Origin of the sequence: Arthrobacter sp. 131MFCol6.1 (assembly GCF_000374925.1) — a bacterium.
Lineage (GTDB): Bacteria > Actinomycetota > Actinomycetes > Actinomycetales > Micrococcaceae > Arthrobacter.
In genome coordinates this window covers 606,044-627,848 of sequence record NZ_KB895541.1, presented here as the reverse complement: position 1 = coordinate 627,848, position 21,805 = coordinate 606,044, and the positions used below count along the sequence as shown (strand labels likewise).

28 protein-coding genes are annotated in these 21,805 nt (G+C 65.3%); 13 read left to right on the top strand and 15 right to left on the bottom strand.

Annotated features, from left to right (window positions below; genetic code table 11):
• Nucleotides 1-660 precede the first annotated feature (660 nt).
• Entirely contained in the window at nt 661-1,119 is a 459-nt protein-coding gene (locus C566_RS0103020; protein ID WP_018772856.1) for a T6SS immunity protein Tdi1 domain-containing protein, read from the bottom strand.
• A gap of 210 nt (nt 1,120-1,329) precedes the next feature.
• Here C566_RS0103020 and C566_RS0103015 point away from each other — a divergent pair, with 210 nt between their 5' ends.
• Nucleotides 1,330-1,773: a VOC family protein gene (locus tag C566_RS0103015; RefSeq protein ID WP_018772855.1), complete on the top strand. Its 444-nt coding sequence runs from the start codon at nt 1,330-1,332 to the stop codon at nt 1,771-1,773.
• A 99-nt stretch (nt 1,774-1,872) separates the two neighbouring features.
• Nucleotides 1,873-2,463: a dihydrofolate reductase family protein gene (locus tag C566_RS0103010; protein ID WP_018772854.1), complete on the top strand. Its 591-nt coding sequence runs from the start codon at nt 1,873-1,875 to the stop codon at nt 2,461-2,463.
• Between the two features lie 238 nt (nt 2,464-2,701).
• On the opposite strand, the gene C566_RS0103005 is transcribed toward C566_RS0103010, so the two are convergent.
• Nucleotides 2,702-3,145, bottom strand: coding sequence for a hypothetical protein (locus C566_RS0103005; protein ID WP_018772853.1), 444 nt, complete (start codon nt 3,143-3,145; stop codon nt 2,702-2,704).
• Between the two features lie 445 nt (nt 3,146-3,590).
• On the opposite strand from C566_RS0103005, the gene C566_RS0103000 reads away from it, so the two are divergent.
• The 7 genes from C566_RS0103000 to C566_RS0102965 all read left to right on the top strand — a co-directional run bounded on the left by C566_RS0103000 (nt 3,591) and on the right by C566_RS0102965 (nt 8,468).
• Complete coding sequence (locus tag C566_RS0103000) at nt 3,591-4,022, top strand: LexA family protein (protein ID WP_026266320.1); 432 nt, start codon at nt 3,591-3,593, stop codon at nt 4,020-4,022.
• An 8-nt stretch (nt 4,023-4,030) separates the two neighbouring features.
• Nucleotides 4,031-5,329, top strand: a complete 1,299-nt coding sequence (locus tag C566_RS0102995) for a Y-family DNA polymerase (protein WP_196802324.1) — start codon at nt 4,031-4,033, stop codon at nt 5,327-5,329.
• Nucleotides 5,330-5,371: 42 nt separating this feature from the next.
• Entirely contained in the window at nt 5,372-5,692 is a 321-nt protein-coding gene (locus C566_RS0102990; RefSeq protein ID WP_018772850.1) for a hypothetical protein, read from the top strand.
• A gap of 6 nt (nt 5,693-5,698) precedes the next feature.
• Nucleotides 5,699-6,079, top strand: coding sequence for a hypothetical protein (locus C566_RS0102985; RefSeq protein WP_018772849.1), 381 nt, complete (start codon nt 5,699-5,701; stop codon nt 6,077-6,079).
• A gap of 146 nt (nt 6,080-6,225) precedes the next feature.
• Complete coding sequence (locus C566_RS0102980; RefSeq protein WP_043465681.1) at nt 6,226-7,164, top strand: NmrA family NAD(P)-binding protein; 939 nt, start codon at nt 6,226-6,228, stop codon at nt 7,162-7,164.
• Between the two features lie 414 nt (nt 7,165-7,578).
• Complete coding sequence (locus C566_RS0102975; protein WP_155846726.1) at nt 7,579-7,881, top strand: hypothetical protein; 303 nt, start codon at nt 7,579-7,581, stop codon at nt 7,879-7,881.
• Between the two features lie 107 nt (nt 7,882-7,988).
• The gene (locus C566_RS0102965; protein ID WP_155846725.1) at nt 7,989-8,468 is read left to right on the top strand and encodes a hypothetical protein; all 480 of its coding nucleotides are present in this window, start codon (nt 7,989-7,991) and stop codon (nt 8,466-8,468) included.
• Nucleotides 8,469-8,838: 370 nt separating this feature from the next.
• Here the strand turns inward: C566_RS0102965 and C566_RS0102960 are convergent, their stop codons facing one another.
• The 13 genes from C566_RS0102960 to C566_RS23055 form a co-directional block, all read right to left on the bottom strand.
• A complete protein-coding gene (locus tag C566_RS0102960; RefSeq protein WP_018772844.1) occupies nt 8,839-9,675 on the bottom strand; it encodes an ABC transporter permease in 837 nt (278 codons plus the stop codon).
• The gene (locus C566_RS0102955; protein WP_020608499.1) at nt 9,672-10,616 is read right to left on the bottom strand and encodes a daunorubicin resistance protein DrrA family ABC transporter ATP-binding protein; all 945 of its coding nucleotides are present in this window, start codon (nt 10,614-10,616) and stop codon (nt 9,672-9,674) included. The genes C566_RS0102960 and C566_RS0102955 overlap by 4 nt, the downstream gene beginning before the upstream one ends.
• Before the next feature lie 32 nt (nt 10,617-10,648).
• Nucleotides 10,649-11,494 (bottom strand): DUF4097 family beta strand repeat-containing protein, encoded by an 846-nt coding sequence (locus C566_RS0102950; protein ID WP_018772841.1) that lies wholly within the window; start codon nt 11,492-11,494, stop codon nt 10,649-10,651.
• A 75-nt stretch (nt 11,495-11,569) separates the two neighbouring features.
• Nucleotides 11,570-12,058, bottom strand: a complete 489-nt coding sequence (locus C566_RS0102945; RefSeq protein ID WP_018772840.1) for a hypothetical protein — start codon at nt 12,056-12,058, stop codon at nt 11,570-11,572.
• A gap of 97 nt (nt 12,059-12,155) precedes the next feature.
• Nucleotides 12,156-12,812, bottom strand: coding sequence for a DNA alkylation repair protein (locus tag C566_RS0102940; protein WP_231386268.1), 657 nt, complete (start codon nt 12,810-12,812; stop codon nt 12,156-12,158).
• Between the two features lie 137 nt (nt 12,813-12,949).
• Nucleotides 12,950-13,528 carry a histidine phosphatase family protein gene (locus C566_RS0102935; protein ID WP_018772838.1) on the bottom strand — a complete coding sequence of 193 codons (579 nt, stop codon included), beginning with the start codon at nt 13,526-13,528 and terminating at the stop codon, nt 12,950-12,952.
• Between the two features lie 111 nt (nt 13,529-13,639).
• Complete coding sequence (locus C566_RS0102930) at nt 13,640-14,392, bottom strand: lytic transglycosylase domain-containing protein (protein ID WP_026266316.1); 753 nt, start codon at nt 14,390-14,392, stop codon at nt 13,640-13,642.
• A gap of 95 nt (nt 14,393-14,487) precedes the next feature.
• Nucleotides 14,488-14,790: a DUF4193 domain-containing protein gene (locus C566_RS0102925; protein ID WP_018772836.1), complete on the bottom strand. Its 303-nt coding sequence runs from the start codon at nt 14,788-14,790 to the stop codon at nt 14,488-14,490.
• A gap of 122 nt (nt 14,791-14,912) precedes the next feature.
• Nucleotides 14,913-15,893, bottom strand: coding sequence for a TIGR03086 family metal-binding protein (locus tag C566_RS0102920; protein WP_018772835.1), 981 nt, complete (start codon nt 15,891-15,893; stop codon nt 14,913-14,915).
• Complete coding sequence (locus C566_RS20645; RefSeq protein WP_051082213.1) at nt 15,890-16,261, bottom strand: ArsR/SmtB family transcription factor; 372 nt, start codon at nt 16,259-16,261, stop codon at nt 15,890-15,892. The genes C566_RS0102920 and C566_RS20645 overlap by 4 nt, the downstream gene beginning before the upstream one ends.
• Nucleotides 16,262-16,457: 196 nt before the next feature.
• On the bottom strand, nt 16,458-17,075 hold the full coding sequence (locus tag C566_RS0102910) for a TetR/AcrR family transcriptional regulator (RefSeq protein WP_018772833.1): 618 nt from the start codon (nt 17,073-17,075) through the stop codon (nt 16,458-16,460).
• A gap of 157 nt (nt 17,076-17,232) precedes the next feature.
• Entirely contained in the window at nt 17,233-17,910 is a 678-nt protein-coding gene (locus C566_RS0102905; RefSeq protein WP_018772832.1) for a PAS and ANTAR domain-containing protein, read from the bottom strand.
• Between the two features lie 52 nt (nt 17,911-17,962).
• On the bottom strand, nt 17,963-18,418 hold the full coding sequence (locus tag C566_RS23055) for a YegP family protein (protein ID WP_269210534.1): 456 nt from the start codon (nt 18,416-18,418) through the stop codon (nt 17,963-17,965).
• Between the two features lie 352 nt (nt 18,419-18,770).
• Between C566_RS23055 and C566_RS0102895 the strand changes: the two genes are divergently transcribed.
• The 4 genes from C566_RS0102895 to ppk2 all read left to right on the top strand — a co-directional run bounded on the left by C566_RS0102895 (nt 18,771) and on the right by ppk2 (nt 21,714).
• Nucleotides 18,771-19,133 (top strand): ArsR/SmtB family transcription factor, encoded by a 363-nt coding sequence (locus C566_RS0102895; protein WP_018772830.1) that lies wholly within the window; start codon nt 18,771-18,773, stop codon nt 19,131-19,133.
• Nucleotides 19,134-19,214: 81 nt separating this feature from the next.
• On the top strand, nt 19,215-19,649 hold the full coding sequence (locus tag C566_RS0102890) for an SRPBCC family protein (RefSeq protein WP_018772829.1): 435 nt from the start codon (nt 19,215-19,217) through the stop codon (nt 19,647-19,649).
• Between the two features lie 150 nt (nt 19,650-19,799).
• Nucleotides 19,800-20,567, top strand: coding sequence for an SDR family NAD(P)-dependent oxidoreductase (locus C566_RS0102885; RefSeq protein ID WP_018772828.1), 768 nt, complete (start codon nt 19,800-19,802; stop codon nt 20,565-20,567).
• 211 nt (nt 20,568-20,778) lie between these two features.
• A complete protein-coding gene (gene ppk2, locus C566_RS0102880; protein ID WP_018772827.1) occupies nt 20,779-21,714 on the top strand; it encodes a polyphosphate kinase 2 in 936 nt (311 codons plus the stop codon).
• Nucleotides 21,715-21,805: the final 91 nt, after the last annotated feature.

The following is a 21,805-nucleotide window of genomic DNA, read 5'->3' as shown; positions in this document are numbered from 1 at the left end:
TCAATTGGGACCGGTTGCGGCCTGCCCTGGACGAAGCTTTGGTGGACTCGAATGCTTCCCCGGTGCTTCTCTGGGTCCCCGCCGAAATCGGAACCGACGTCATAGGCGTCAGCCAGCTCGGATCGCAGGCCGACGCAATGGCAGCAATATCGACGGATTATGAGCGCTGGGTCAACCGGACGACCGACTGGATACGACGGAGGGGGACCAAAGTCTGGGGCCTTGGGCAAGGGACGGTTCGGCCCGATCTCGACATACAGCTAGGTTTCGTCAACAGTGTCTACGCACTTCCTGGAGCTCTTCGAGCCCTCGAGCAAGGCGCGGCCGGACGTTAATGAATCGCAACGACGCCCAAAATTGAGCGCCTGTTCCGAGGCGAATACGCACCAACTCCATACGCAGGGTTCCCAGTAGATCTAGGCTTATTGCATCTGACGCAAGATCGACCGTTCAGGCCCTCCCCCTCACGACGCGTCACGGAAGAGGTCCGTCACCTATCGTTGTGCTGCACAGTCAATAGCTCGAGTCTGATCAGCACGCGACGCACCGTGTGTGCGCCATAAATCTCCATGAGCTTCAAACTGTGGAATCTGATGCATCACGCTCCCCTCTCCCCCGACTATTCAGGCCACGCAGCCAATGTGCCTACGTACTCCACCTTTAGGCCAGGGAAATTCCGCCGATCGGTGTTCCGGGCGGAAGAGTTCGGACCTGATTGTGAATCTGGCCAGCAATGTTCAGGGTCACGACGAAATCGCCTAACTCGACGTTGCTAAGTTCGGTCGGACCTCCGAGAACTGGTGGTATGCGAAAACCGTAGATCTCGGCCGCGCCCGGTTGGAGGCCCGCGTTCTCTGCCTGGTGGGCCAAACCGATCATGAGGTAGTCGTCTTGCCCCTCGCGCGAGTTCAGTTCCGCGCTCAGGTCACCCTCGCTCGACCACAAACGAGTAAGGTCGCCGGCAATGACGTCGAGGAACCAGAATCCGCTCTCCGTTTGAAAGAACACGTCACCGAACGGCGACGTGAAAAGGGGACGCTTGTCGGCAAGATCGATGAACGTCCAGGACTCGAGAGCATCGGCATAGAGAGCCGGCGGGAATCGACGAAGAGGTTGCATAACGTGACATTAGCGGAGACACTCGCTTCCCACGTGCGACATTCCCGGACGTTGTCGTCGAAGGCCCCCGAACAACGTTGACCCGCTCTGCCAATCCTTGGGATTGTTCAATCATGGCGCTGATGGATTGCGCCCAAGAGTGTGTTGAGAATCCCTGTCGGCTCCGTCATTCGGATGGATCGACAAGACGAACAACGGAGGTTGGACCTCATGTCACATTTACGGCGTTTCGATCATGTTGGCATCACCGTTGCCGATCTCAAAGAGGTGACGGCGTTCTTCGTCGGGCTGGGACTCGAGGTCGAGGGCACGCCGATGTTCGTCGAGGGCGAGTTCCTCGACACGGTCATCGGCATCCCCGGCTCCCGTACCGAGATCGTCATGCTGCGGGCGCCCGACGGAGGTACCCGGCTGGAGCTTTCGAGCTTTGTCCGGCCCGACCACCGGCCTGGATCGCCCGCGGCGATGGCCAATGAGCTGGGGCTGCGCAACGTGGCCTTCGAGGTCGACGACCTCCAAGCGGTCGTCGACCGGCTGGCCGCGGACGGCTACGGGCTGGTCGGCGACATCGGCCAGTACGAGCACATCTGGCGCATGGCCTATGTGCGCGGTCCGGAGGGGATCATCGTGTCGCTGGCCGAGCGGATCGGCTGACCTGCCCTCACCCGCGCAAACCGGAGTCTTCCAAACCGGCTGGTATGCCTGCCAGATAGGTCTTGTCGGTGCCCCTCCGAGTGGTGACATGATGGGCGCATGAGCCGAGTCACGTGCGATCTGACCATCTCCCTCGACGGATTCCTCGCCGGTCCGAACCAAAGCATGGCGGAACCCCTGGGTGAGGGCGGAGAGCTCCTGCACAGGTGGATGTTCGAGGAAGCCGAGTCCAACGCAGCCGAGCTCGAAGGCATCCTCGCGGCCGGCGCCTACATCATGGGCCGGAACATGTACGCCGGTCCCGGGGCATGGGATGAGCAATGGCGGGGATGGTGGGGAGAGGAACCGCCCTATCACGCACCTGTGTTCGTTCTTACCCATCACCCCCGCGAGCCCCTGGAGATGGAGGGCGGCACCACGTTCAACTTCGTGGCCGATGGGATCGAATCGGCGCTTGCCCAGGCGCGGAAGGCCGCTGGCAGCAAGGACGTGGCCATAGCCGGCGGAGCGCAGACCGCCCGACAATTCCTTTCGGCGGGGCTGATCGACGAGCTGCGGCTCCACATTGCGCCCATAGTCCTGGGTGCGGGCGAACGGCTGCTGGACGGCGTGACGGACCTCAAGCTTGAGCCGACGGCCGTGAGCGGTTCCAGCCTCGTCACCCACGTGCGCTATCGCGTAATCCGCTGACAAGCTGACCCTGAGCCCTCGGACGTCCCCGGCGGACGCGGCGGCGCCGTCGCACGGGTAGTGGAGCAGAACGACGCCGTTGCCGAACGACCGCGTCCCCTTGAGCCTGAGGTTCATCCGGATATCCGGGATGTCGCCCTCGGGCTGCGTCTTCAGTTCCGCGATTTGTTCAGGCACGACGTCGGAAATCACCGTCGTATTCCAGCCTGCCTGCGGGAGGGTCCCTCCGGCGATGGCCCTATTTGGAGTTGAGAGCGTAGCCGAAGTCTTTGAGGGTGTAAATTTTCCCGTCTAGATCAACGCGCGTGTAGCTCGGATGTGGCGCTTTCAGCCCGTTGTAGGCCCACCCAAAAACCAGAAGTGCTTCTGTGGCGACTTCCTTCCAGCACCGCTTTTCGACTTCATCATCGAAGGTGCGGTTAACCAAATGTTTCGTATTTCTGTGTGCCTTCGGCGCGCTGCCAAACGTTAGGAATCTATAAACGAAGTAGGGCAGCGCGGACTCGGCGTCAATGCCCTCCTCACGAGCCGTGGTGAAGGGGATGCTTCCCCCGGCGTGCACCAGACTGAAAACTTCGGTGAAGTATGGCCCACCAGCGACTAGCCACTTTAGGTAGACGTTGGCGTCCCTGTCGATGACACGGTGATCGCGGCCGTCCTTAGTCGCTTCGACTACAAACATGTGAATCTCCCCCCAGCTAGCGAATTGCCAGCTATTTGAACCCGGCCAGAACCGGAGCCACGCGTATCACCGCAGGTAGATGGTCTTTCTGCCAGCACTCTAATCGGCAATTCTTGTCCATTCTTTGTCCCCCGCAACTCACCCTTCTGGGGCTGAACAATTCCGTGCGCCTTTGTGGTCATAAGAACAACTCTGACCTCACTCAGGTTCCGCTGCTTCCTTCGACGATGGCATGCCACTTGCGGGCGAGCCCCAGGGCCGAGTCCGCCCTGCCTGAGGCTGATGCCAAACGCCGCGTCGCTTCGAGAGAGTGCCCGGGCGCCGGTTGGATGTCAGGGGGCCCGCAAAGAGCCACTGAGTGTCTGCAATGGGGCAGAGTCCATCTTTTGTCGGCCAATCCGGCTACACTGAACGTATCGAACATATATTCGAATAAGGGTGTGTTGTGGGCGTTGTTGTCGGTCCCCGCGTGATAGATGCGGGCATGTCGTTGTTGTCGGTGCTGATCTCGCCGGTCCCCGTCGCGGCCGGGTACCCCTCGCCGGCGCAGGACTACTTTGATGGGCGGATCGACCTGAACGAGCACCTGATCAAGGACATCACCAGCACCTACGTCGTGCGGGTCTCCGGAGACTCGATGGAACGCGCCGGCATCAGCGACGGCGATGAACTGATCGTGAACAGGGCCCTGGAGCCCAAGGACGGGTCCGTAGTCATCGCCGTCCTGGACGGGGAATTGACCATCAAGCGGCTCCGGATCACGGCCGCCGGCGTCGTGCTGCAGGCGGAGAATCCGGCGTACCCGGACATCCGGGTGCCATCCTTGTCGGATCTTGTCATCTGGGGCGTCGCGACCCGCTGCCTGCACCATGTTTGAGGCAGACCATGTCTAAGCCCGCCCCGATGCGGAGGATGCCGCAGATCGCGCACGTGGACGTGAACTGCTTCTACGCCTCGGCCGAGCGAGCATTCGACCCGTCCCTCGAAGGCCGGCCCGTCGTCGTCCTGTCCAACAACGACGGCTGCGCCGTCACCCGGTCCCTGGAAGCCAAGGCCCTCGGCATCGCCCTGGGTGAGCCGTGGTTCAAACTCGCCCCGCGGGCCCGGGAATGGGGACTCGTTGCGCTGTCCAGCAACTACGAGCTCTATGGGGACATCAGCGCCCGGGTGATGGAACTGCTCGGCCGCTACAGCGCCTGGCTGGAGGTCTACAGCATCGACGAGGCCTTCCTCGGCGTCAAAGGCACCCCGACGGACCTGCTGGCCCTGGGCCGGACCATGAAGGCAGCCGTGCGGCGCAACGTCGGGGTTCCGGTCTGCGTCGGGATCGCCGGGACCAAGACCCTGGCGAAACTGGCCAACAAATGGGCCAAGCACAACCCCGCCTTCGACGGGGTCTGCCACTGGGACTCCGTGCCCGCCGCCGCCCGGGAAGCGCTCATGGGCCGGCTGTCCGTAATCGAAATCTGGGGCGTCGCGACGCGGCTGACCAAACGCCTCAATGCCCTAGGGCTCCATTCCATCCTTGACCTGTCCCGGGCCGACCCGGTGATGATCCGGGACCGCTTCTCCGTGGTCATGATGCGCACCGTCCTGGAACTGCAGGGCACGCCGTGCATCCCGATGGAGGAAGAACGGATCGGCCGGGACCAGCTCATCTTCTCGCGCTCCTTCGCCACCCCCATCACCACCGCCGCCGGCATGCGGCAGGTCATGAGCGTCTACGGCCAGCAGGCCTCGGCACGGCTGGCCAAACACGGCCTCCAGGCCAAGGTCCTCACCGCCTTCGCCGGCACCTCGCACTTCAACCCGAACGACACTTCCTACCCTTCGGTGTGCGTGCCGCTGCCGATGCCCACCGCCGATCCCGTCCTGCTCACCCGGGCCGCCCACGCACTCCTCCCCCACATCCAGGAAGGCATCAAGTACGCCCGGGCCGGCATCATGGTCACCGACCTGCGGCCCACCGGCAACCAGGCACCGCTGGCCCTGTTCGAAAACCCGCACGAGGAACGCCGCATCGGAACCCTCCTGGAAGACGTGACCCGCCGGTACGGGCGCGGCTCCATCGGCCTCGGCCACGCCGGCATACGGGGCGGGCCGGACTGGACCATGAAACGGGACATGCTCTCCCCCCGCTACACCACCCACTGGGACGAACTCCCCCTCGTCAAAGCCGCCTAAGACCAACACACCCCGCAGCACCGCACCACGAAAGACCACCCCATGACCCTCAGCACCGAAATCCCCGCACGAACCCTTGACCTTCAGGTCCGGCTCGACCCGGCTGGCAAGCCTCTCGCCATCCGGCACGACGGACGGATCTGGATTGTCGATCCCGCCACCGAGTCCCGGCACTGGATCGGCGGCGACAGCCGGCAAGCCACCCGACCCTTGGCCGCTGCTGGCGGCGCCAACCTGGCCAGTAGCGAATACTGGCGCGTCTCGGCCCGGCTGGGGTCGAATTCGTCGCTGCGCACCTTCACGCTGCGCCGGAATCCGCGCTCCGTCCAGTGGCTCCTGGACGACATCAGCGACGGCGGCTAGGCAACGGTGGCACTGAACCGTCAGCCGATCAACGACCAGACTTGGGCAGGGATCAGGGCAGAATTCACGCTGCCCGCCTTGGAACAGGTCCGCCGCCGCCTCACCGAACTGATGGACGACCCCGAGCCGGTAATGCAGCAGCTCGTCCGCGTCTTCATTGACGACGGCACGTTCTGCCCGGGATTCCAATTCATCGCCGGCGGCCACCTCCACCCAACCGTCGTCGACCTTTTTCAGCGCGCGCTAGAACTGAAGGTTCCGCACAACTACTTCACGGCCTGGATGGTCACCCCCTCGCGGGAACTCGGCGGGTCCCGCCCCGTCGACCACCTGAAAAGTGACCCCGCTCCCCTGCTTCGCGCGCTGGAATCCCACCGCTGGAGTTAGGGCGCCCCGCAACTGACGTGCAACGGATCCGCTGATCATTCCGGCTTGGGGATGGTTTGAGTCGCACCCGGGAATCGCAGCTGCCCTGCCGTTGGTAGTCTTTAGCCCACTATCCCGTTCCGCCCGACGTCACTAGAGGTGCCAACATGATTCCGACGACTCCCAGTCCGGGCACCGTCCTTCTTGCCGGCGCCACCGGCGATCTCGGCGGGCGTATTCTTCGGAATTTGGTCGCCCTGGGGGCCACCGTTCGGGTCCTCACACGGCCAGGGACCAGTACGGAGCGGATTGCGCAGCTCCGCGCCCAGGGCGTCGAAGTGATCCAGGCGGGCTACGACGATCCGGCGGGTCTCCGAAAGGCCTGCGCGGATGTTGGCTGCGTAGTCTCCGCGATCAACGGCCTGGACAGCGCAATTTTCGACGCCCAATCGCGCTTGCTGGAGGCGGCGGCCGCGGTGGGCGTACCGCGCTTCATCCCTTCCGATTTCTCCATCGACTACCGTGGAATCCGCCCCCGAAGCAACCGGAACTTGCAGTTCCGCCGAGACTTCGCACAGCGCCTGGACGCCACCGAAATCCGGGCCACGTCCATCCTCAACGGCGCCTTCACCGACATGCTCTCCGGGCAGGCACCCATGATCCTGTTCTCCCGGCGCCGGGTGCTCTTCTGGTCCGACCCCGATCAGGTGCTCGACTTCACCACGAAGGACGACACGGCCGCCTACACCGCCGCCGCTGCCCTCGACGGGCGGGCGCCCCGCGTTCTCCAGATCGCCGGAGACCAGGTCACGGCAAGGACCCTGGCAGCCACCATGTCCGAGCTGACCGGAACGCAATTCCGGCTCCTCTACGCGGGCAGCGTCGGTTCCTTGACTGCAATGAGCCGGGCAGTCAAAGCCCTCATGCCGGCCTCCGACAAGCCCTTCCCGCCGTGGCAGGGCATGCAGTACTTCGCCAGCATGTTCAGCGGCGACGCGACCCTGAATTACATCAGCAACGACCGGTACGGCAGCCGGACGTGGACCACCGCCCGGGACGTCCTGGACCATCACCAGCAGCAGAGCTCATCGGCCCCGGTCGCCTAGCCGGCGGGAGCTTGTTGCACGGACATGCCCCAAACCCCTAGTGTTCGGATCATGGCCGCGCCCGGGGGACCCGCCCGTAATGGAATACGCACGACGCCGACACTGCTGTCCCTAACGTGCCTCGCCGTCGTCGCGCTAACCGCGGCCTGCGCGTCTACTCCCCCACTTAGCACATCGGCCGGAGAACAAGCGGTCACCAAGCCGCCCGCCGCCACGGCCGCACCGTCGACGGGCGCCGGACTGTCGCCCGGCATGACCCTCGCCCCGGTTCCGCCGATTCCGCCAGCCCCCGGGCAGGGGGTAGATGACTGTCTGCCACAGCGTGCAGGGAACGCCCTGGCCAACGGAGCGCTGGAGTGCCAGTACTTCACATCGGGTTCCATGGTGCCCGCTTCTGTGCCCAGTGGTCCGGGCTTGAGCTCTGGCGATTACGCGATACGGTTCGGCAGCGTTGGCGGCCGCACGTTGATGACCGTGCGCGTCCCCTGTGCTTCGTATGCGGTCAGGGTCAGCATTGCCGGCGAAACGATCACGCCGGATCCCGGGACACTGGAAAGTTTTCTGGGCACATGCAGCTTCCCGTGGGACCAGGAACAGGCCCGGATGAAACGGTACCTTCAGGCTCCGCTTCAGTTCGCACAGCGGGAGAACGGAATCGTGCTGCACAACCCGGAATGGGGAATCACTCTTTTCCGCACCCCTTACGAGGCCGGCTGATCCCTATGAGATGGCTACTCGTCAGACGGTTGTAGTACCCCAAAAGGGGGTAGGAAGCGGGGCGTCAATAGAGGATGGAAACAAGTTCCGGCAGTTCGGAGCAGCCCATGAAGCGAAGGCTTCCGAAGTGGCTGAAGGTCGTCTGCATCTTATTGGTGGTCATCTTTGCGCCGCCAGCGCTGCTTCAGGTGTCACATCTTATTGGCACAGCGCCGATGGTTGCGATCTCGGACCGGCTGCTCCCCGATCCGGGATGGAACGAGGACGGAGAGAACATCACGGGAGGGCTTTTCTGCATCAGCTATGACGTGGACTGCAACAGTATGTGGCGCAGCTACCGGACGGAGCAGAAAGTAGCTCCCGCAGACGTGCAGCGCATCAGTGACGAAGCCATGAATGGCGCAAGGGTGAAGGGCGACTGCGAGACTTCTCCGCTGGCGTCCAATTCCACGGGAACGTACGTGGCATGTTCTGCCACAGCTGTCGTTGACGGCTATGACGTGGAAGTCCGTGTCCTGAAGCTTGACGAGCAGAGCCCGGATCGGATCATCCAATTCTTGCTGAGCGACGTGAAGAACCGTCAGTGACCCCACACACCAGTTCACGCCCACCAGGTCAAGCGCATATTTGACCGCAGGAAATGCTGCGATTTGCTCTGGATGGAGGGCGCCGATGACGCTGTCACAGTCCAGCGACCCGAAGCGCTGTACCAGTTCTAAGGGAGCGGGGCTGATGGGCTGATTCCACATCATCCCGAAGAGCGCTGCGCCGTCGACACTTGCGGGATCCAGCAGCGCACCGTGTCGCGGTATTGCTGGAATTCTTCGCCGAACCGTTCCCTGAGGTCAGCGTCCTCGAGCGGCCTGACGGCGTAATTCCACGCCTCAGCCTACCGCCACAGGATGGGCGGCCGCGATGAACTCGCGACCGCCCGCACGGACCGGGTGCAGCCTGGGCTCAGCGCACCGACTTGCGCTCGTAGATCGCCATCGACCAGGCGTACCCGGCGACCACGATCACCACACACCACCCGATTGCCAGCACCGGGCTCCACCCGAGCGGGGTGCCGAGCAGCAGTCCGCGGATGGCCTCGATGAACGGCGTGAACGGCTGGTACTGCGCGAACCACTGCAGCCACTCCGGCATCGACTCGGTCGGCACAAAGCCGCTGCTGAGGAAGGGCAGGAACGTCAGCACGAGGGGCAGATTGCTGGCGGTCTCGGCAGACTTCGCCTGCATGCCCATGGCCACCCCGAGCCAGCTGATCGCGTATGCAATGAGCACGATCAGACCGGCGGCTGAGATCCATTCGATAAACCCGGCGGTCGGGCGGAAGCCAATCAGGAGGCCGACGCCGAGCACAAGCACGACGGCGATGATCGCCTGGATGGTATTGCCAAGCACGTGCCCGGCGAGCACCGCGGCCCGCGAGATCGCCATCGTCCGGAACCGCGCGGTGATGCCCTCGGTCATGTCCATCGACACGGTCGTCGCGATGCCGCCGGCGCTGCCTGCAATGGTCAACAGCAGGATGCCCGGCATGACGTACGCGACATACGCCTCCCGCCCGCCAGCCGGGTCCGCGCCTGGCAGGCCCGCCCCGAGCGTGCCGCCGAACACGAACACGAAAAACAGCAGCAGGACTACTGGCCCCACAATGGTGAACACCGACAGGCCCGGGTAGCGCAGCATGTGCAGCAGGTTGCGGCGCAGCATCGTCACCGAGTCGGCAAGGACGTGTGATTGCTGGCGTGTGCCCGGCGCCGTCTGGCGCTTGGCGGTGATCGTGGTCATGATTCGGTTCCCTTCGTCTCGACCCGGCCGGTGAGCGCGAAGAACACGTCATCGAGGTCCGGGGTGTGGATGCTGAGGTCGTCGACCTCCAGGTTGGCCGTGTCGAGGCGGTCCAGCACGGTGCGCAGCGCGCCGACACCGCCGTCGCTCGGCACGGTGAGCGAGAGCCCGGCGTCATCGCGGGCTGACTCGCCGAGCAGTCGGGACGCGGCGTCGAGCCGCGCGGCGTCGGCGAACCGGAGCCGGATGTGTCCGCCGGGCACCAGACGCTTGAGCTCGTCCGGCGTCCCCTCGGCGACGAGGCGGCCGCCGTCGAGCACCGCGATGCGGTCCGCGAGCTCGTCCGCCTCGTCCAGGTATTGGGTGGTGAGCAGCACGGTGGTGCCGTCCGCCACCAGGCTGCGGACGATGTCCCACATGGTGTGGCGGCTGCGCGGGTCCAGGCCCGTGGTGGGCTCGTCCAAGAAGATGACGCTGGGCGCCGAGACGAGCGTCATCGCGAGGTCGAGCCGGCGCTGCATCCCGCCCGAGTAGGTGGCGAGCGGCTTGCGGGCGGCCTCGACGAGGTCGAATTGCTCCAGTAGCTCGGCCGCCCGGTTCTTGGAGCGCTTCGCCCCGAGATGGCGCAGCCGGGCCATCAACATGAGGTTCTCCTCGCCGGTGAGCAGCTTATCGACGGCGGAGAACTGGCCGGTCAGGCCGATCGCGGCGCGGACGCCGTCGGGGTCGCGCACGACGTCGCGCCCGTTCACGAGTGCCGTGCCGCCGTCGGGCCGCACCAGGGTGGACAGGATGTGCACGGTCGTCGTTTTGCCGGCGCCGTTCGGGCCGAGCAGTGCGGTTACGGTGCCCGCGCCCACGGTGAGGTCGACGTCGTCGAGCACGGCCTTTGTGCCGTAGGACTTCCGCAGCCCGCGGACTTCGATTGCTGGCGTGTTCATGTGCTTCGTTCCCTTCTGTTGGTGGCCCGGAGTCAGTGGGCGCGCTGGATGCTGATGTCGCCGTGCTGTGTGCGGGCACGAACTGCGACGGTCTGTTCGGACGCGCCGGGAGCGCGGTCGCTGTCGAGCTGGTTGCGGACGTGCCCCTCTTTCGAGGACAGGTCGAGCCAGGCGGGAACGCCGGGCCGCACGCCGATGGTGACCTGGCCGAAGCCGCTCTCGACCTGGATGGAACCACTCGAGACCTCTGCGAGCTGGATGCTGCCGTAGGCGGTCTTCGCCGCGACGGAGCCGAGTGCCTTCGTGATCTCGAGGTCGCCGTAGGAGAGCTTCGCTTCAAGGTCGCCGCCGGACTCCCCGATCAGGATGGTGCCGTGCGAGGCCTTGAGGAGCGCGTCGCCGGTGACCTTGCCGATCCGGATCTGACCGTGGTCGGCCGTGATCTCGATCCCGCCCTCGGCGGTGCCCAGGGTGGCGTTGCCGTGCGAGGCGCGCAGCCACAGGTCGCCGGTGGAGTCGAGATCCACGCGGCCCATCGAACTCTTGATCCGGGTTGCGCCGAGGCGTCCGACGGTGCGCACGCCGCCGACCCCGATTTCGGCGGTGAGCCGCGACCCGGCTGGCAGCTCGACCTTCACATCGACCGACTCGGTTGGTCCGATCCAGCTGATGCGGGGCCGGGGGCCGGTGATGATGAGCCGTTGGCCGTCGACGTCGACCCTGGTCTCCTCCGCGCCCCGCCGGTCGACCGCCTTCGCGGGGTTAGTCGGCGAGACGGTCACAACCGTGTCGTCGCGGTCAGAGGCGATGATTTCGATTGCGCCGACCTGCAGTTTGATGGCGAGGTCGATGGGGGTGGGGGTGTCGTAGGTGGGCATGCTGGCGCCTTCCTTTTGGGTGTGTTTGATCGACCACGCGGGTCCGCGTGGTTGGTGGGTGGTGGGGTGAGCGGGCTAGCGGGCCCAGCCGGCGAAGTTGTCGCCGGTGCGCAGCGTGCGCTGGGCGGATCGTCGTTGCTTGGGTTGCAGGGCTGCTGCAACTGCACGGACCAGCCAGGTGTTGACGGACAGGCCGTCAGCGGCTGCGGCCTCGTCCACCCGCGTCTTGAGGGCATCCGGCAGGCGGAGCGTCGTGCGGGAGGTGCTCGCGTCGTCGAGGTCGAGCGGCGCGGCGGGCCGCTCGTCACTGTCAGATTCCGTGTTCGGCTGGGTCACCACGAACTCGACGTCGCGTCCGCGCAGCCGCATGTCAACCGATCCGGGTGCGAGGTCGCGGGTGATCTCGCCGACTGCGGCCGACAGAACATCGAGGAGCACAAGCCGGGTCGCGGCGTCCAGTCCGGCGGCGAGCCGCTCGGCGACGGCGCGGGTGTCCTCCGTGCCGTTCTCCGCGGCATCCACTAACTGCCGCTGTAGGTCGTTGACGTATTGTCCGAGTTCCATGCCACCATAGTGACACCACCGTGGTGTCACGTCAAGCGTTTGTGGTGTCACCGATGACGCGCAGGTTTGTGCGGCGGCTGATTTAGGTCAACAGCCCTTACTCTGCCGCCGCTGTGGCGTCCTGTCGCTTCACCATCTCGGTGATCCAGATCGGCGCGAACGGCGAGGTGCAGTTCGGGGGCGTCGGGTAATCCTTGAGCACCTCCAGGCGCTCGCCGATGCCGATGGCCCGGGCGCGGTGTGCGGGATGCTCAATCCCGATCTGGGCCAGGCAGTGGTTCATCGCCCACTGCAAGCGGTCCGGGGCGTCCTTCATCTGCGCCTCGATGGTGTCGAGCAGTCCTGCAAGGTCGAGGCCCTCCGGATTCTTCGCCACGCGGTCCGTGGTCAGCGCCCACCCGGCACTTGCGACCACCGGGTCCGGATCGTCGAACCAGGCCACGCGCAGTTCCTCGGCATGCGGGTTCTTCTTCACCACATAGTTGACCAGCCAGTCCTGCACCTTGGGAGTGTCCGCCTGGCGCAACATGACGTCCAACTCATCACGATCAAACGCCTTCGGACGGCAGATCAGGAGCGCCAGGAGCCGCGCCGCGGTATCACCGGTCCCCCACAGCTCACATGCCAGCTCCTGCTGGGTCTTCAGCCGCTTAGCGAACGCCCGCAGCTTGCCAAGGTTCACCCCGTGGTCGTCGCCATGCTTGGCGTTCACCTCGCGGATCCTCGGGTCCTCGAGGTCGGCCAGGCCGGCCATCACCTCGGCCACCGTCGTCCCGGTTTCCGTCGTCTGGGCCACCTCAGCCTCCTGTCCGTTGCTTGTGCGATTCAGCATACGACGGCGGTCAGACCGCGCGCGGCACTGACCACACGCGGCAGCACAAAGCCGCAGCCCTAAACGGCAGCCATGACCCGCTCGCCGTTGAAGTATTCGAGCTGCCAGCCGTCGACGGCATGGTGGTGGGCCAGGTTGAGCACGGCGTTGTCGATGCTTTCCAGGGTGCGGCCGACGGCGCGGCTGAGACTCACGCGCAGGAGCGTGCCGTGGGCGACCGCCAGGACGCGGCGGCCACGGAACTCCTCGGCCAGCGCCTCCAGCGCGGCCAGCCCGCGGCCGGCGGCCTCGTCCTCGCTTTCTGCTCCGCGGAACCCATTGGGGATGCGCAGTGCTTCCAGTTCAGGACCGGCCTGGAGCCCCTCCGCGGGTCCGAAGTTGCGCTCGGCGAGTTCCGGCACGCGTCGGGCCACACTGAGCCCAAGCCCTGCGGCGATGAGGTCGGCGGTTTCCGCGGCACGGCTCAGCGGTGAGGACACGATCGCGTCCCATTCGAAGCCCGACAGCACGGCGACGGCGTCGCGCGCCTGGCCGCGGCCGACGTCGTTCAGTGGAATATCGGTGGCTCCCTGCAGCCGGCGCTGCGCATTCCAGTCCGTCTGGCCATGGCGGACGAGGGCAAACGTCGTAGAGGTCATGCCCTCCATTCTGCCCTGACCGCTGTCATTCCCGAGATTCGGCGTCGTGATCGAGCACGACGGCGGACCGTCCGGAGTTCCCCCGCAGCCGACGGCGGAAGCCGAGGGGGGTTACCCTGCGGTGCCCGACTGCGCGGCGTAGGCAGTGGCCCGGTCGCGGACATGATCTACGTACGGATCAGACTGGTTGTAGGAGTAGATGGCGTCGGCCCAGCCCGCGGCGGTGGTGAGGTCACCGCCGTGGGCGCAAAGGTACGAGGCGGCGCTTAGCGCGGCGTCGTCGATGTTGAACGGGTCGGCTGTCCCGTCGCCGTTCCCGTCCCGCCCTGCGAGTTGCCAGGTAGAGGGAATGAACTGCATGGGTCCGACGGCGTGGTCCCAGCGGTCGTCGCCGTCCAGGGCGCCGGCGTCCGTATCAGGGATCGCGGCGAAGCCGTCGCCGTTGAGGCTCGGGCCGACAATTGGCCCGCTCACCTGGCCTGTGGCGGTCAGGCTGCCGCCGCCGTACGTTCCGTGGCCGGATTCGACGAAGCCCACCGCTGCCACGGTATTCCAACCGATTCCGCACGCAGGAGCGGCTTCGTTGGCCGCACCGGCCGCAGCCACGTAGGCCTGGAGGGCCCGGGCAGGGATGCCGGTCTGCGCGGCGGCATGGGTGAGCCAGTCGGCGTCCGTGCTCCGGGTGATGTTGACGGCGGATGTGATGCCGGCGGAGAGAGATTCGAGTTTCGCCTCCGCCCGCGGCGGCGCGGGCAGGGCGACGCGGGTCTCCGCGCCGGAGAATCGGAAGGCCCAGAACAAGAACCCGGTGATGACGCAAAATATGAACAGGCCGAGCACGGCAAGGCGTTTCAGACGGAGCATAGACTAAGCGGGCCGGCCGTGGACCATGCTGGCCCGCCTATGCGGCGCCGGCGCGGGAAACCGCGCCGGCGCCGGTCACGCGGGAGGCCACGGCCCTAGCCTTCACATTCGACGCAGTAAGCGTGGCCGTTCTTTTCGCGTGCAACCTGGGACCGGTGCCGGACCAGGAAACAGGAATAGCAGGTGAATTCGTCCTGCGCCTGCGGGATGACCTGCACGACGAGTTCCTCGGCGACAATTTCTCCGCCGGGGCTGATCGCATCGTCAAAAGCGTCAGCTTCATCCAGCTCACGGACAACGCTGCGGGCATCCGGGGCGTTGGCAGACTGCAGCGCCTGCAGCGAATTATCCTGCGACTCCTTGACGTCGGATCGGACTTCGTCGTAATCGGTTGCCACGGGGGTGACTCTCATTCCTGTGTTTAGTTCTGACGGGAAGCCAACGTACACCATTGCGCGCGTCAGTGCCTCATGTGAACCAAGTCCTTCAGGCTAAGCGGAGACGCAGGACCGCTTAGACGTCAGACGGTGACGGTCCGGCCGGTGAACGCGATCAGGCGTTCCAGGCTGCTCGCGGATTCCGCGACCGGCTGGGCGGCGGCGAAGCTGCCGCTCGCGCGGACCTGATCCGAGATGGTCACCAGGGCCAGGGCCTCAACGTGATCCGTGACGACGTCGGAGACGACGAGTTCCTGGCCGGTGGCCTTCGCGAAGTCCCACGCGTGGACGAGCAGCTCGAGGTTGATGATCCCGGCGACGACGGTCGCGGGCAGCTCGGCGAAGCCCATGTCGATGGTGCCTTCGACGCCGCGGCGGCCGAACGCCTCCAGGGTGGCCTGCGCGAGTTTGGCGATGCGAACTTCTGGGCCCGCCCCGGCGTCGTCGCTCACATCCGCGCCCAGCGCGCCGCCGACATGCTTCAGCGAACCGGCCAGGTGCTCCAGCAATTCGTGGGCGGTGAAATTTTCGCACGGCGTGGCCTTCTCACGGTCCTCCGGGGTGAGCTTGCGCAGCACGCCCAGGAGCACGGCGAGCGATGCCTCAGCCGAGCTGATGTGATCGATCGAGTCCGGGGCCGCCGACCATTCGTCCGGACCGGCGCCTGCCGGGGAGGAGGTCTCGGCGATCAAGCGGTCCAGATAGTGGTTCCAGCCTTCGGCATGTGCCGCGGCCTGTTCGGCGTTGAGGCCGGCATGGACCAGACGGAGTGTGGTGCCCTCGGCGTCGGGCTCCAGCGTGATCGTCACCGTGGACGCGCCCGGCGCCAGGTCCATTCCGGACTCCCAGCCCCAGGTGAAAACGATGCGCTTGCCGGGCTCGATCTCTTGGAACGTGCCGGCGGCGTGGTGGCCGGGAGTGACGGTCCATCGGTATTCGCCGCCAATGCGAAGGTCGACGCGGGCCGCCACCGTTTGCCAGCGTCGCAGACGTTCCGGCTCAGTGATGAGCGCAAAGGCCTCGTCGGCGCCGACGGGCAGGTGAATGGTTTTCTCGAACGTCATGAGAATGGTCCTTTGTTTTGAGGCGAAGTATCTGAATTGGTCGTGTGATGTTGCGGAGGCCCGTGACGCTGGGCGGCAAGTGCGGCCGCATCCGATGCCAGCAGATCCAGTTCGTCGGTCCAGAACTGTTCGACAAGTTCACGCAGCCGGCCCATGCCCGCTGGGTCGAGTCGGTAGTACCTGTTCCGGCCCTCTTTGCGGGCTGATACCAGGCCGGCCTGTTCCAGCAACAGCAGGTGCTGGGACACCGCGGAGCGGCTGACCGTGAAATGGGCGGCCAGCTCCCCGACCGCCTGTTCGCGGCTGGCGAGAAGATGCAGCAGGCGTCGACGGTTCGGCTCCGCAGCAATCTCCAAGGCATCCAACACAGATAATACGTTAGTGGCGACTAACGCATTCTGCAAGTACTCAGCGGACGAAGGGGTCAGTGATCGGAAATCGCCGCTCCTGGGGGCCGCGGCCTGGGCATGGCGCAGCGGTTTTCGGAACGGCTTCTCAGGACGCTAGGGCGCGAGCCGGGTCAGGCGCCGGCAACGAAGGTGGGGGAATCCCCGGGCGCAGCGGCTAGAGGCCCCGGTGGTGCTCAATGAGCCATCGCGCCATCTGCTGGGCGCGCTTAGAGGCCAGCGCGTCCCCCTCGGTGGCGGAAATGATGGAGCCCTTCATCAGGATGTGCCAGGACCGGGCAAATTCCTCCGGGCGGTCCAGCCCGGCCTCCTCGGCCAGGGCCTGGATATGCCCGCGGATACGGCTGAGGTAATCGATGCTCGCCTTGCCCAGCGGATGCCCGGCGCCCATCTCCAGCAGCACGTTGATAAACGAGCACGCCTCGAAATCCTCGCGCTGGAACCAGTCCCCGAACACGTCAAAGACGGCGAGCAGCCTCTCCTCGGGGGTGTTGCCCCGCCGGCTGGCCTCGGCCACGATCAGGTCAACGGTCCACACCTGGTCGCGGAGTTCCAGGAAGGCCAGCACCAGGGCGTCCTTGGACGGAAAGTGCCGGTAGAAGGTTGCCTTCGAGACCCCTGAACTGCTGATCAGCTCATTGACCCCTACATCGCGGATACCGCGGCGGGAGAACAACTCGTAGGCGGTGGCGAGAATACGGTCCACCGGCTCGTCGCGTCCGGCCATGGCTGTGGCAGGCAGCAGCGTAGGACCCTCGGCGTCGTTGACAGTCATGATAAAAAAATTTTACACCGGACCGAGGCGTACAGACCGGTCTGCCTCGGAGTGTGCTATCAGTCTCCGCCGGACTCCCCCCGGCGTTTCCGGCCCGTACGACGCCGGTACGACGCCGGCGGACCGGCGCATGGACCCGCCGGCGCCCCAATTCCCCCTAAGGATGGAGAACCCGGTCGCTTTCGCGGCGTTGCGAGAAACGACTGTCCAATGCCTGGACGAAGCTGCGGAGGGTCGCGGCTTCGTGCGTGCTGTTAGCCAGCCGGACCATCGCCGACGCCGTGTGGGCCAACTTGATGTTGTGGTGCTGGCTGTAGGCGGAAAGCCGTTCGAAGGCGTCGTCGGAACCGATATGGAGTATTCCCATCAGGATGCCCTTGGCCTGTTCGATAAGGCCTCGGGTGCCGATGGCTCCGGCGACAGCCTCGCGGGCGGACCGGTCTGTTTCAAGTTGAACTGTCCTGGTGAGGTCGAGGATGAACCCGTCAACGAACAAGACCTTCCCGTCACTGTCCGGCACCCCCTCCCCCGCCGTCAGGACGCGGCGTTCGCGCCGGCGTGCGTCGAAGAGACGATGGTAGGTGGCAAAAAACCCTCCGCCACGGCACACATCCTCAAAAATTTCCCTGCACTGCTTCCGGTCTTCAGGATGCACGTGCTGCATCAGGACACCCACCGTGGGCACCACCTCGCCCCGGCGGTAGCCGTGGATCTGGTAAATCTGCTCGGACCACTGCAGCTCCCCCGCGACCACGTCGTAGCGAAAGGTCCCGGCGAGGCAGTCCTCGGCAACCAGCGCGCTGGAGTAAGCCTGCAATGCTTTCAACTCCGTCATGGCCAGGCCCGCCTGCCCGGTCCGTCGGCGGGCGCCCGGCCCGGGGTTACGGTCAGCACGAGCCGAGCCCAACCTGTGCGGTCCGCGTCTCCAGTGCCTGCCGCCACCGCACGATCATCTGCTGGTTCCGGGTCACAGCACGACTGCCCAAGAAGCGCGCTGCGGACGGGATGCGGAGGCGCGGCGGCCCTTCAAGGGATCTCGGCGCCCCGTCCCGGGCTAGCCTCGCCCGGGCGCGCGGGCTCTTTACGTGGGCCTCGTGGACTCCGCGCCTCTGCGCGCCGGGCTGCATGGGAATGCCTGAGGCCGCGGACTGGAGCTGCGCGTCATCTCGCGGTGCGGGAATTTCCGCGACCAGCCCCATGCCGGCATACTCCCGAACTGCCGCGATCCCGGCCACCGCCGATGGCAGGTCAGGAAAGGGCTTGGAGAGGGCCATGACGGTCCCGTCCGGGGCAGTAAGTCGAAAGCGGTAGGAAGTGTCGGAATCGGTGAACAGTTCGAACATGCCTGTCATAGAACCCTCCTGGGCAGCCGGGACCCGATTGCTCCCGGCGACGCCGTTGTCACCGGGAACAGCCTGAATCCACCCGAACGATGCCAGTTACACGTACCGGCCGGATCGAATTGATGAATTCATGAAAGTCTGAACTATGCATGTCACCTGCGCAAGAGGTACCACCCTGTCTGGCGGCGGCGAAGACACGGCATTGGTCCGGCGCTACGATATGTAAGCGGACTTACGAAATCAGGGGTGTGCGAGACAGACTTTTCTGTCTTGCACGTGCTAGTTTTCCTGTCGACGGAGTCCGCACAGACGCGCGGTTCAGAATATTTGAAAGTGAAGGAGGGAAGTCCCGATGCCGGATGATCTTCCCGCAAGTCCGGTCCTGACTGATGTGAAGGCAGAACTGTTCAAGGCCATGGGTCACCCTGCCCGGATCCAGTTGCTGGAAATGCTCGCCGACGGACCAGTTGCCGTAAGCAGACTGCGCGACAACACGGGCCTTGAGCCATCGAACCTCTCCCAGCATTTGAGCCTGCTCCGCCGCCAGCGCCTGATTGTGCCCTCACGCCGCGAGGGCAGGTTGTTCTATGAACTGGCCAGCCCGGAGGTTAATGCCCTGCTCGCGGCCGCCCGATCCCTGCTCGGCTCCCTCCTCGTCACCACCCGTTTGAACCTGAGCCCCATGGCTGACGAGCCGGAAGAGGCAGTCCGCTAGATGCCGGCGCGCGCCGTACTGTATGGACAACATCGATCGACCGGTCTGGAAGCATCCGGACGAATACCAGTAGGGGTATGAATGGCTCACGCCGAGAACGAGACGACCATCAACCGTTCACCCGAGGACGTCTATGCGTTCCTCGCGGATGGGCTGAACAACCGCGCATGGCGCTCGGGGGTTCAGGACATAGCACTGAAGAGTGGAACACCCGGGGACCTCGGGGCCGTGTACAGCCAGACCCTCTCGGGTCCCGGCGGCCGGCCGATCGTCGGGGACTACGAAATCACCGCGGCGGACCCCGGAAAGCGTCTGGGCTTCCAGGTCGTGGCCGGCCCCGCCCGGCCGGCCGGTGCGTACCGGCTCAGTGAAGCGCCGGGCGGAACGATGGTTCGCTTCACCCTGGACCTGGAGCCCAAGGGACTCATGAAACTAGTGGGCCCGGTGATTGTCCGCACCATGAATGCCGAAGTCGCGCAGTTGACCAATCTCAAGAACGTTCTCGAATCCGCCTAGACGCAGGCGACCGGGTGCCGATCCGTCGACCGGCCGGTTCGACGTCGGGATCTGACGACGACGGCGCCCGTCACCTCGCGAGGTGAGCGGCGCCGTCGTTCGTATCCCCGCCAGCCTGTCGGCTTCCCGAACCACCTAAAGGGCCATCCCATGTCGCGCATTTTCATCACCGGCTCGACCGACGGACTCGGCCTCGCCACCGCCCGGACGCTCCTGAACGGCGGCGACGAGGTCCTGCTGCACGCCCGCTCCAGGGAACGCGCCGCCGCCGTCGACGAACTCGCACGGCAAGGCATCGGCATCGTGATCGGTGACCTCAGCAGGGCTTCCGAAACCCGGGAGCTGGCCGCTCAGGTGAACGCTCACGGGCGGATGGACGCGGTCATCCACAACGCCGGCGTCTACCTCTCGCCGGGGCGCGTCGCGACCCCGGAGGGACACTCCCGCACCCTGGCCGTCAACGTTCTAGCCCCTTACATTTTGACCGCCCTGATCGAGCGGCCCCACCGCCTGATCTACCTCAGCAGCGGGATGCACCTCGCGGCCAGCGGAAACCTCCAGGACATCGATTGGACCCGACGGAGCTGGAACGCCAGCGCGGCCTACTCTGAGAGCAAGCTCTACGTATCCGCGCTCTCCGCTTCCGTCGCCCGGCACTGGACCAACGTGCTCAGCAACTCCGTTGACCCCGGTTGGGTGCCCACCAAGATGGGAGGCGCCGGCGCCCCCGACGACCTCGCCATGGGCCAGGACACCCAGGGCTGGCTCGCCGTCAGCGGTGACCCCGCCGCGCAGGTCTCTGGAATGTACTGGCACCACCGCCGGCCACGGAAGCCGGCCCCGGAGGTCAACGACGCCGATTTCCAGGACAAGCTCACCAACAAACTCGCCGAACTCACCGGCATCACGCTCTTCTGAAGCGAAGCATCGACCCGAACCACTGGCATGCCTGGACAGGTAGTCCCTGCCGGCCGGACTGGTGGCGCGAAGTGTCCCCCAGCCCGTCCCTATCGTGAGCTCCACCTGTCGGCTTAGGCTGGTCGCATTCTATGTACGCAGTTGAGCATCGAACGTTGCCGCCAGCTGGAAGGCCGGCAGTTGGTTCGAGGGGGCCGGAAGGAGGCCGGGGATGACGCCGGCGGACAGGACATGGACACCCGAGGATCAGGGCTGGCTCCGGGAAAACCTGCGTGAGGCCATCGACCATCTAGTGGAGATGGGGTATACGGTGCGCGGGGGGCAAGGCGAGGATCCGGAACTCATCCACCCCGGCGGTTCGGCCGTGCAGACGTGGCGGGAAGACTACCCCTACGAGGAACGGATGTCCCGCGAGGAGTACGAGCTGGAGAAATACCGGCTGCAGGTTGAACTGCTGAAGTTCCAGTACTGGGGCCAGGACCAGGAGCTCAGGCACGTGATCGTCTTCGAGGGCCGGGATGCGGCCGGCAAGGGCGGAACAATCAAGCGCTTCACCGAGCACCTGAATCCCCGCTCGGCCCGGGCAGTGGCCTTGAGTAAACCCTCTGACCGTGAACTGGGCCAGTGGTATTTCCAGCGCTACATCCAGCACCTGCCCACGGCCGGGGAGATCGTGATGTTCGACCGCTCCTGGTACAACCGGGCAAATGTGGAGCGGGTCATGGGCTTCTGCACGGAGCAGGAGTTCGACACCTTCATGGTTCAGGCCCCGCTCTTCGAGAGAATGCTGGTGGACTCCGGGATCCACCTGACCAAGTTCTGGTTCTCGGTGACACGCCACGAGCAGCGCACCCGCTTTGCGATCCGACAGATAGACCCGGTGCGGCGCTGGAAGCTCTCACCTATCGATCTGGCTTCCCTGGACCGGTGGGAGGAGTACACGGCCGCCAAGGAGGAAACGTTCCTCCGGACCGACACGGACCATGCGCCGTGGATCACCATTAAGTTCAACGACAAGAAGCGGGGACGGATCAACGCCATGCGCTACTTCCTCAACCAGTTCGACTACGAGGACAAGGACACGTCAGTGGTCCACAGCCCCGACCGGCTGATCGTGCGCCGCGGCCGAGAAGCCGCCGGCGACTAGCGCCACGCCAAGCGGATGAATGCGGTCCCCCATGCGGCGAAGAAGGAGTCGACGCGAATGACCACGTATCGGATCTCGTTTCCCAGTGCCG

Bases quoted from the DNA above. Each gene is read 5' to 3' on its own strand.
- C566_RS0102930 (WP_026266316.1), bottom strand. From the start codon at position 14,392: ATGCTCCGTCTGAAACGCCTTGCCGTGCTCGGCCTGTTCATATTTTGC.
- C566_RS0102955 (WP_020608499.1), bottom strand. From the start codon at position 10,616: ATGAACACGCCAGCAATCGAAGTCCGCGGGCTGCGGAAGTCCTACGGC.
- C566_RS0102950 (WP_018772841.1), bottom strand. From the start codon at position 11,494: ATGCCCACCTACGACACCCCCACCCCCATCGACCTCGCCATCAAACTG.
- C566_RS0102890 (WP_018772829.1), top strand. From the start codon at position 19,215: ATGGCTCACGCCGAGAACGAGACGACCATCAACCGTTCACCCGAGGAC.
- C566_RS0103015 (WP_018772855.1), top strand. From the start codon at position 1,330: ATGTCACATTTACGGCGTTTCGATCATGTTGGCATCACCGTTGCCGAT.
- C566_RS0103010 (WP_018772854.1), top strand. From the start codon at position 1,873: ATGAGCCGAGTCACGTGCGATCTGACCATCTCCCTCGACGGATTCCTC.
- C566_RS0102965 (WP_155846725.1), top strand. From the start codon at position 7,989: ATGAAGCGAAGGCTTCCGAAGTGGCTGAAGGTCGTCTGCATCTTATTG.
- C566_RS0102920 (WP_018772835.1), bottom strand. From the start codon at position 15,893: ATGACGTTCGAGAAAACCATTCACCTGCCCGTCGGCGCCGACGAGGCC.
- C566_RS0102895 (WP_018772830.1), top strand. From the start codon at position 18,771: ATGCCGGATGATCTTCCCGCAAGTCCGGTCCTGACTGATGTGAAGGCA.
- ppk2 (WP_018772827.1), top strand. From the start codon at position 20,779: ATGACGCCGGCGGACAGGACATGGACACCCGAGGATCAGGGCTGGCTC.
- C566_RS0102910 (WP_018772833.1), bottom strand. From the start codon at position 17,075: ATGACTGTCAACGACGCCGAGGGTCCTACGCTGCTGCCTGCCACAGCC.
- C566_RS0103005 (WP_018772853.1), bottom strand. From the start codon at position 3,145: ATGTTTGTAGTCGAAGCGACTAAGGACGGCCGCGATCACCGTGTCATC.
- C566_RS0102980 (WP_043465681.1), top strand. From the start codon at position 6,226: ATGATTCCGACGACTCCCAGTCCGGGCACCGTCCTTCTTGCCGGCGCC.
- C566_RS0103020 (WP_018772856.1), bottom strand. From the start codon at position 1,119: ATGCAACCTCTTCGTCGATTCCCGCCGGCTCTCTATGCCGATGCTCTC.
- C566_RS0102905 (WP_018772832.1), bottom strand. From the start codon at position 17,910: ATGACGGAGTTGAAAGCATTGCAGGCTTACTCCAGCGCGCTGGTTGCC.
- C566_RS0102990 (WP_018772850.1), top strand. From the start codon at position 5,372: ATGACCCTCAGCACCGAAATCCCCGCACGAACCCTTGACCTTCAGGTC.
- C566_RS0102935 (WP_018772838.1), bottom strand. From the start codon at position 13,528: ATGACCTCTACGACGTTTGCCCTCGTCCGCCATGGCCAGACGGACTGG.
- C566_RS23055 (WP_269210534.1), bottom strand. From the start codon at position 18,418: ATGTTCGAACTGTTCACCGATTCCGACACTTCCTACCGCTTTCGACTT.
- C566_RS0102885 (WP_018772828.1), top strand. From the start codon at position 19,800: ATGTCGCGCATTTTCATCACCGGCTCGACCGACGGACTCGGCCTCGCC.
- C566_RS0102995 (WP_196802324.1), top strand. From the start codon at position 4,031: ATGTCTAAGCCCGCCCCGATGCGGAGGATGCCGCAGATCGCGCACGTG.
- C566_RS0102945 (WP_018772840.1), bottom strand. From the start codon at position 12,058: ATGGAACTCGGACAATACGTCAACGACCTACAGCGGCAGTTAGTGGAT.
- C566_RS0102940 (WP_231386268.1), bottom strand. From the start codon at position 12,812: ATGGCCGGCCTGGCCGACCTCGAGGACCCGAGGATCCGCGAGGTGAAC.
- C566_RS0102960 (WP_018772844.1), bottom strand. From the start codon at position 9,675: ATGACCACGATCACCGCCAAGCGCCAGACGGCGCCGGGCACACGCCAG.